Consider the following 7,870-nt stretch of genomic DNA (forward strand, 5'->3'; position numbering starts at 1 on the left):
GTGCTGACGCCGCCGCCGATGAAGGCGCGGCTGCTGTCGCTGCTGGGCTTTGCCGCACTGGTCGAACAACCGTTCACGCGCGACTTCGCCTCGCTGTCGGCGGAAGCGTTCGTGACGGATGTGCTGGAGACGAACCTCGGCATTACTCACGCCGTGACCGGGTTCGACTTCCATTTCGGCAAGGATCGTCAGGGCGGCCCGGCCTACCTGATGGCGGCCGGCGAGCGTCACGGCTTCGGCGTCACGCTCGTCGACGCCTTCCGGGACGAGGGCGCCGAGGTGGTGTCGTCCAGCCGCATCCGCGGATTGCTGGGCGAGGGTGAGGTGGCTGAAGCCGCCGGTCTGCTCGGCTACCGGTTCACCGTCGAAAGCGAGGTGGTCGGCGGACAGCAGCTTGGCCGCACCCTTGGCTTTCCAACCGCGAATATGAGGCTGTCGGCTGAAGCCGCACTCAAGGAGGGCATCTATGCCGTCCGCTTCCGCCGCGCCGACGGCACGCTTCACGACGGCGTCGCCAGCTTTGGCCGACGCCCGACAGTCGACGACAACGGCGCGCCGCTGCTGGAAACCTTTGTCTTCGATTTCTCCGGCGACCTCTATGGCGAGGTTTGTCAGGTTTCCTTCTTCGGTTTCCTGCGTCCGGAGGTGAAGTTCGAGGGGCTCGACGCGCTGGTCGCGCAGATGAAGCGCGATGAAGCCGAGGCACGCGCGCTGCTTGCCGGCGTCAGGCCGCTCTCCGACCTCGACGCTGCGATGGCATTTTAAGCTACTTCTTCAGTGCCAGGCCAACGGCGATGAAGGTCCAGCCCTGGAAGATCAGATCGATCGCCAGGAACAGACCGAGCACCCACAGGCTGTTGACCGGCCAGCCCATGGCGATGATCAGGCCCGCAAGCGCGGTGATGACACCGGCAGCGACGATCCAGCCCCAGCCGCGTTCCGGCCGATGGCTGTAGCCGACCCAGGCCCTGAGCACCCCTGACGCGACCAGCGCAATCGCCAGCAGGAATGTCAGCACCGCCGAGGCAAGCAACGGATTGCCGAAAGCGAAGAAGCCGGCAACGGCGTACAGCAGTCCGCTGAGCAGCCAGTAGAAGAAGCGGCTCCAGGTCTTGACGCCGAACGCGTGCACGATCTCGATGATGCCCGCCATCAGCATCAGCCATCCCACGACGTATACGGAAGCCACCGTGGCGACGAACAGGTTGGCGAAGGCAATGCCGCCGAAGATGAGCAGCAGCACACCGAGCGCGACAAACCATCCCCATTTTGTCCGTGTCTGTTCGATCGCGATTTTCAGGGCGTCGCCATGCAGGGTCATTGTCGCGGTCTCCATCGAGGGCTGCGGAATACTGCGGATGGAAGGTAATCCGGGCGCGGGCCAACGTCCAGTCGATGACCGGCAGCGGCATCGCGGCAAAGCGCGAGCGTATGTCTCGGGTTTAAATCAAATTTTACCAAACGGCCGTCAAAGCTGTCATCGGTAGTCATATGCGTTGTGTTAGTGGAGTGGCCATGAGTCCGGTCGGAAGAATCTCTCTGGTGTTGGCCGCTGCGGTGCTGGGCGGGGCGGGCGCCGCCAATGCGGGCGAGGGCAGCTGGCTGTCCGGCGACTGGTATCTGACCGTTGGCGCCACCGGCCTGGTCGCGCCCAATTTCGAGGGCGGCAGGAAATACATGCTGAGCGCCCAGCCCATCATCTCATTGGGCAAGGCTGGACCGGCGGCACGCTTTGTCTCGCGCAACGACAACATCTCGCTGGCGCTGGTCGACGATGGCGGTGTCCGCGCCGGCCTGACCGGCAAGTTCCTGTTTTCCCGCGACGATGACAACGCCGATGAGCTGAAGGGCCTGGATCCGGTGCGCTGGGGCGGCGAAGTCGGCGGCTTCTTCGAATTCTATCCGACGGACTGGCTGCGCGCCCGCGCCGAGCTGCGCCACGGCATTCGCGCCCACAACGGCTTTGTCGCCGACATCGCCGCCGATGCCTTCTACGACGTGACGCCGACCGTCAGGATTTCGGGAGGACCGCGTGTTTCCTTCGCCTCGGGCAACTATTTCGACGCCTATTATGGCGTCAACGCGCAGGAAGCGGTGGCCTCCGGCCTGAGCGAATACCATCCCGGTGGCGGGCTGAAATCGACCGGCCTTGGCGGCGCCATAACCTGGAAGGTGACCGAGCCGATGACCGCCAGCCTGTTTGGCGAATATTCGCGCCTGATGGGACCGGCGGCCGATTCCAGCCTGGTCAAGGAGCGTGGCGACCGCAACCAGTTCACGGTCGGCGTGTCGACCACCTACCGCTTCGATTTCACGATGTAGGTGAATCGAACGAGAGACGCTTTATTCCTGCCGTGGCTTCGGCTAAAAGCCCAGCCATGACCAGCTTTTCGCGCCTTTTCGCGATCGCGATACGAATTACAGGCCCGGTGTTCCGGGTGGCCTGAGCGCCGCCGGAGCCGCCGGGAGTTTCTGCGCGCCCCTCGCGCTTTTTTCATAACATGATAGTTCACGCCCGAGCTTGTACGCCCGCCGGGCAATGCACATGGCAGACCAATGACCGATACAACTGAAACGATCGACTATTCCAAGACGCTTTATTTGCCGCAGACGGACTTCCCGATGCGCGCCGGCTTGCCGGAGAAGGAGCCGCTGCTGGTCAAGCGCTGGCAGGACATGGATCTCTACCGCAAGCTGCGCGAGAGCGCTGCCGGCCGCACGAAATACGTGCTGCATGACGGCCCGCCCTACGCCAATGGCAACATCCATATCGGCCATGCGCTGAACAAGATCCTCAAGGACGTCATCACCCGCTCGTTCCAGATGCGCGGTTACGACTCGAACTATGTGCCCGGCTGGGACTGTCACGGCCTGCCGATCGAATGGAAGATCGAGGAGCAGTACCGCGCCAAGGGCAAGAACAAGGACGAGGTGCCGGTCAACGAGTTCCGCAAGGAATGCCGCGAATTCGCCGCGGGTTGGATCACGGTGCAGGGGGCCGAGTTCCAGCGCCTCGGCGTCATCGGCGACTTCAAGAACCCCTATACGACGATGGCTTTCCATGCCGAGTCGCGCATCGCCGGCGAGCTGTTGAAGTTCGCCATGTCGGGCCAGCTCTATCGCGGCTCCAAGCCGGTGATGTGGAGCGTGGTCGAGCGCACGGCGCTGGCCGAGGCCGAGATCGAGTACCACGACTATGAGAGCGACACGATCTGGGTGAAGTTTCCGGTCGCCAGCCTTGTCCGCCCCATTGACGATGGCCAGACCAAGCTGACGGAGGGCGCCCTCGATCTGCTGCAGGCCCACGTCGTCATCTGGACGACGACGCCGTGGACGATCCCAGGCAACCGCGCCGTCAACTATTCGCCGCGTATAAATTATGGCCTCTACGAGGTCACGGCAGCCGAGAACGCGTTCGGCCCGCAGCCGGGCGAAAAGCTGATCCTTGCCGACGCACTGGCCGAAGACTCCTCGGCCAAGGCCAAGGTCACCTTGAATCGTCTCCGCAGCGTCTCGGCGCAAGAGCTTGGAAGCCTTACGCTTTCACATCCGCTCAAGGGCTTGGGCGGCGGCTACGAATTTGCCGTTCCGATGCTCGCCGGTGACCATGTCACCGACGATGCCGGCACCGGCTTCGTCCACACCGCGCCCGGACACGGCCGCGAGGACTTTGACGCCTGGATGGACGCGGCGGTGGATCTGCGTGCACGCGGCATCGATCCCGCCATCCCGTTCACCGTCGACGATGGCGGCTTCTTCACCAAGGACGCGCCGGGTTTCGGACCGGACCGCGAGGGTGGGCCGGCGCGCGTCATCGACGACAACGGCAAGAAGGGCAACGCCAACCAGGCCGTCATCGACGAGCTGATCAAACGCAACGCGCTGTTCGCGCGTGGCCGGCTGAAGCACAGCTATCCGCATTCATGGCGGTCCAAAAAACCGATCATCTTCCGCAACACGCCGCAATGGTTCGTCTATATGGACAAGGACCTCGGCGACGGCTCGACGTTGCGCAGCCGGGCGCTCAAGGCCATCGACGACACCCGTTTCGTGCCCGCCGCCGGCCAGAACCGCATCCGCGCCATGATCGAGGAGCGCCCGGACTGGGTGCTGTCGCGTCAGCGCGCCTGGGGCGTGCCGATCGCCGTCTTCGCCGATGTCGACGGCAATGTGCTGAAGGACGAAGCGGTCAACCAGCGCATCATGGACGCCTTCGAGAAGGAGGGCGCCGACGCCTGGTTCGCCGCTGGCGCCAAGGAGCGTTTCCTTGGCAATCACGATGCCTCCAAATGGAAGCAGGTGATGGACATCCTCGACGTCTGGTTCGATTCGGGCTCGACGCATGTCTTCACGCTGGAGGATCGCCCTGACCTGAAATGGCCGGCCGACGTCTATCTCGAAGGCTCCGACCAGCATCGCGGCTGGTTCCATTCCTCGCTGCTGGAAAGCTGCGGCACCAGGGGCAGGGCGCCTTACGATACTGTCGTCACCCATGGTTTCACCATGGATGAGGATGGCCGCAAGATGTCGAAGTCGCTCGGCAACACCGTGGTGCCGCAGGACGTCATCAAGCAGTCGGGCGCCGATATCCTGCGTCTGTGGGTGGTGACGACCGACTACTGGGAGGACCAGCGGCTCGGCAAGAACGTGCTGCAGACCAACATCGATGCCTACCGCAAGCTGCGCAACACCATCCGCTGGATGCTCGGCACGCTCGCCCATGACGATGGCGAAGAGGTGCCGTTGGAGAAGATGCCGGAGCTGGAGCGGCTGATGCTGCACCGGCTGGCCGAGCTCGATGAGGTCGTGCGCTCGGGCTACGACGCCTTCGAATTCAAGCGCATCACCCGCATGCTGCTCGATTTCATGGTGGTCGAGCTGTCGGCGTTCTATTTCGACATCCGCAAGGACGCGCTCTACTGCGACGCGCCGTCGAGCCTGAAGCGCAAGGCTTCGGTGCAGGTGGTGCGCCATCTCTTCGATTGCCTGGTGAAATGGCTGGCGCCGATGCTGCCCTTCACCATGGAGGAGGCCTGGCTCGATCGTCATCCCGACGCGGTCTCGGTGCATCTCGACCAGTTCCCGCAAATCCCGGCGGACTGGAAGAACGAGGCGTTGGCGGAAAAGTGGCGCCAGGTGCGGCAGGTGCGGCGCGTCGTTACCGGCGCGCTGGAGATCGCGCGCGCCCAGAAGGTGATCGGATCGTCGCTGGAAGCGGTGCCGGTCGTCACCATCAACGATGCAGCGCTCGAAGCGGCGATTTCAGATGTCGACATGGCCGAGATGGCGATCACCAGCGATCTGGTTATCGCGCATGGCGAGGCACCGGCTGGTGCCTTCGCGATCGACGACGTCAGGGGTGTCGCCGTGGTGGTCGAGAAGGCCGAGGATCGCGGCCTGTTAAAATGCGCACGCTCATGGCGCTACACCGCCGATGTCGGCCAGGATCCGGAATTCCCGGATGTTTCGGCCAGGGACGCGGCGGTGCTGCATGAATTGAAGGCGCTTGGCCGGCTTTGACAGGCCGGCCGGCCAGCTTGATCGGTGCACAAATGCCACGCCGGGCGGGTGAAAACCGCCCGCGCGTTGCCCTTAACGAGTGGTTGAGGTAAACACGCGAAACTCCGGAAGACAAATTGTCGCCGGATTTCCGTCGCAAGTGCTTGGACGATGGGGACCGGCCACGAGGCTGGTGGCAATCGAGAGGCTGTCTAGAGTGGGACTTTTTGGCATGACCGAGAGATATAATGCGCGCCTGGCGCTGCTGGCGCCGCTTGTCGCGTCGGGCCTCGCTTTGTCCGGCTGCATGGGCTCTCCGACCTACGGCACCGACAAGACCGCCGGCGAACAGCTGGCCGGCGATATTTCAGGCGCCTTTTCATTTGCGCCGAAGCGCAAGGAACAGATCGACTACAAGCCGCGTCCGACGCTTGTAAAGCCGGCGCCCGGCCAGAAGGAAGCGCTGCCGGCCCCGCAGGACAGCATCGAGACGGCGAGCGCCGAATGGCCCGAATCGCCCGAGCAGCGCCGCGCCCGCTTGCGGGCCGATGCCACCGCCCATCAGAACGACCCGGCCTATCAGTCGGAGATCGTCGACGACGTGCAAACCGATCCGGCCTCGGTGAAAAGGGCGATGGCGGAGTCAGGCTCGAGCCACCCGCCGGCATGGACACCGGCCGATTCCGACAAGGGCCGTGCCGCCGAGATCCAGCGTCGCCTCGCCGACAGCAAGCAGGGCGATCCGAACACCCGCAAATATCTGAGCGAGCCTCCAGTGCAGTATCGTGTCGCGGCCGGCACCGCGCCGCAGAACGAGCTTGGCGAGGACGAGTACAAGAAGGAACGCCGTCTCAAGAAAGAGGCGGAAGGCAAGAAGGGCAGCGGCTGGTTCGATTGGCTGTAAGAACACCGAATTGTGTCGCCGGGCGTAGCGCCCGCTTCAGCCGCGCCGCTCCCGAAAAAATCCTTTAAGCAGCAGGCCTGCTTCGGTCTCGCCCATGCCCGGATAGATGTCGGGCGCGTGGTGGCAGGTCGGCGAGGCGAAGAAGCGCACGCCATTGACCACAGCGCCGCCCTTGTCGTCGGCGGCGCCGAAATAAAGCCGGCGCAGCCGGGCGAAGGAAATGGCGCCGGCGCACATGGCGCAAGGCTCCAGCGTCACATAGAGATCGTGCCCGGTCAGCCGCTCTGCCGACAGTTTGCGGCAGGCTTCGCGGATGACCAGCATCTCGGCATGCGCGGTCGGGTCGGCAAGTTCGCGTGTGCGGTTGCCGGCGCTGGCGACAACACCAGCGCCGTTGGCGATGACGGCGCCGACCGGCACTTCGCCTCGCAAGGCGGCAGCTTCGGCCTCCTTCAGCGCCAGCGCCATGAAATCGGGCCGCTTCACGCGATTTCCACTCCGATTATCTCCTCGCCACCTGACGGTGATCCTGTTATGGAGCGCATGACCTCGAAAATCGGGACTCGGTTTTCGAAAATGATCATGCGCCACATCAAAAGTGCTACAGCGTTCGTTGCGCGCCCGAAAGGATGCGCCACGCTGTAGCAGCGCAAACGGATAAAGGCCACATGGACGACAACGACAAGAAATTCCGACCCAGGAAGGGTCCGGCCAAGAGTGGGCCGAAAGCCGCGGGACCGCGCAGCCGCGATGGCGCCGCGGGCAAGGGCGGCAAACCGTCCTTTGGCGCCAAGAAACCTTACGCACCGCGTGGCGACCGGCCGATGGCTGCCGATGGCGAGCGGCCGAAGCGCGATTTCAAGGGCGGCGACAAGCCTTTCAGCAAAGGCCCGCGTCCCGAAGGCAAGCCTTTTGAGAAACGCGAGGGGCCGCGCAAACCTTATGCACCGCGCGGCGATCGTCCAATGGCCGCCGAAGGCGAGCGCAAACCGTATGAAAAGCGCGAGGGCCCACGCAAGCCCTACGCACCACGCGGCGACCGCCCGGTGGCCGCCGAAGGCGAGCGCAAGCCCTATGAAAAGCGCGAAGGACCGCGCAAGCCCTACGCACCGCGCGGCGACCGCCCGGTGGCCGCTGAAGGCGAGCGCAAGCCCTACGAGAAGCGCGAAGGGCCACGCAAACCCTACGCACCGCGGGGCGACCGGCCGGCTGCGGCGGCAGCGGGCGGCGAAAAGCGCTTCGACCGTCCCAAGCGCGATTTCAGTGACCGCGCCCCGCGTGACGCCGGCGATCGCCCAAAGCGTGACTTCGCCGACCGCCCCAAGCGTGACTTCAGCGATCGCCCGAAGCGGGATTTCAACGATCGGCCGCAAGGGGCGTCAGGCGGCAGCTTCAAGCCACGCCCGCGTCCCGCCGAGGCTGCGGAAGAGGCAGGCGAGCGCATCGCCAAGCGGCTGGCCCGCGCCG

The 7,870-nt window shown here is 64.4% G+C and carries 6 protein-coding genes and 1 pseudogene; 5 read left to right on the plus strand and 2 right to left on the minus strand.

Going from position 1 to position 7,870, the window contains the following annotated elements:
* On the plus strand, positions 1-765 hold a 765-nt coding region (locus EN914_RS16650), incomplete at its 5' end, for a bifunctional riboflavin kinase/FAD synthetase (RefSeq protein ID WP_127389161.1).
* Position 766: 1 nt separating this feature from the next.
* On the opposite strand, the gene EN914_RS16655 is transcribed toward EN914_RS16650, so the two are convergent.
* Entirely contained in the window at positions 767-1,321 is a 555-nt protein-coding gene (locus EN914_RS16655; RefSeq protein WP_013532362.1) for an HdeD family acid-resistance protein, read from the minus strand.
* A 194-nt stretch (positions 1,322-1,515) separates the two neighbouring features.
* Here EN914_RS16655 and EN914_RS16660 point away from each other — a divergent pair, with 194 nt between their 5' ends.
* The 3 genes from EN914_RS16660 (at position 1,516) to EN914_RS16670 (ending at position 6,403) form a co-directional block, all read left to right on the plus strand.
* Complete coding sequence (locus tag EN914_RS16660) at positions 1,516-2,322, plus strand: MipA/OmpV family protein (RefSeq protein ID WP_024504841.1); 807 nt, start codon at positions 1,516-1,518, stop codon at positions 2,320-2,322.
* Between the two features lie 234 nt (positions 2,323-2,556).
* Complete coding sequence (ileS, locus tag EN914_RS16665; protein ID WP_024504840.1) at positions 2,557-5,520, plus strand: isoleucine--tRNA ligase; 2,964 nt, start codon at positions 2,557-2,559, stop codon at positions 5,518-5,520.
* Positions 5,521-5,731: 211 nt separating this feature from the next.
* On the plus strand, positions 5,732-6,403 hold the full coding sequence (locus EN914_RS16670) for a hypothetical protein (RefSeq protein ID WP_013532359.1): 672 nt from the start codon (positions 5,732-5,734) through the stop codon (positions 6,401-6,403).
* 36 nt (positions 6,404-6,439) lie between these two features.
* On the opposite strand, the gene EN914_RS16675 is transcribed toward EN914_RS16670, so the two are convergent.
* Positions 6,440-6,889 carry a nucleoside deaminase gene (locus tag EN914_RS16675; protein WP_013532358.1) on the minus strand — a complete coding sequence of 150 codons (450 nt, stop codon included), beginning with the start codon at positions 6,887-6,889 and terminating at the stop codon, positions 6,440-6,442.
* Positions 6,890-7,071: 182 nt separating this feature from the next.
* On the opposite strand from EN914_RS16675, the pseudogene EN914_RS16680 reads away from it, so the two are divergent.
* Positions 7,072-7,870, plus strand: a pseudogene (locus EN914_RS16680) (RNA pseudouridine synthase); the annotation flags it as partial.

This window comes from Mesorhizobium sp. M7A.F.Ca.CA.001.08.2.1, from assembly GCF_003998455.1.
In the GTDB taxonomy this organism is placed as follows: domain Bacteria; phylum Pseudomonadota; class Alphaproteobacteria; order Rhizobiales; family Rhizobiaceae; genus Mesorhizobium; species Mesorhizobium ciceri.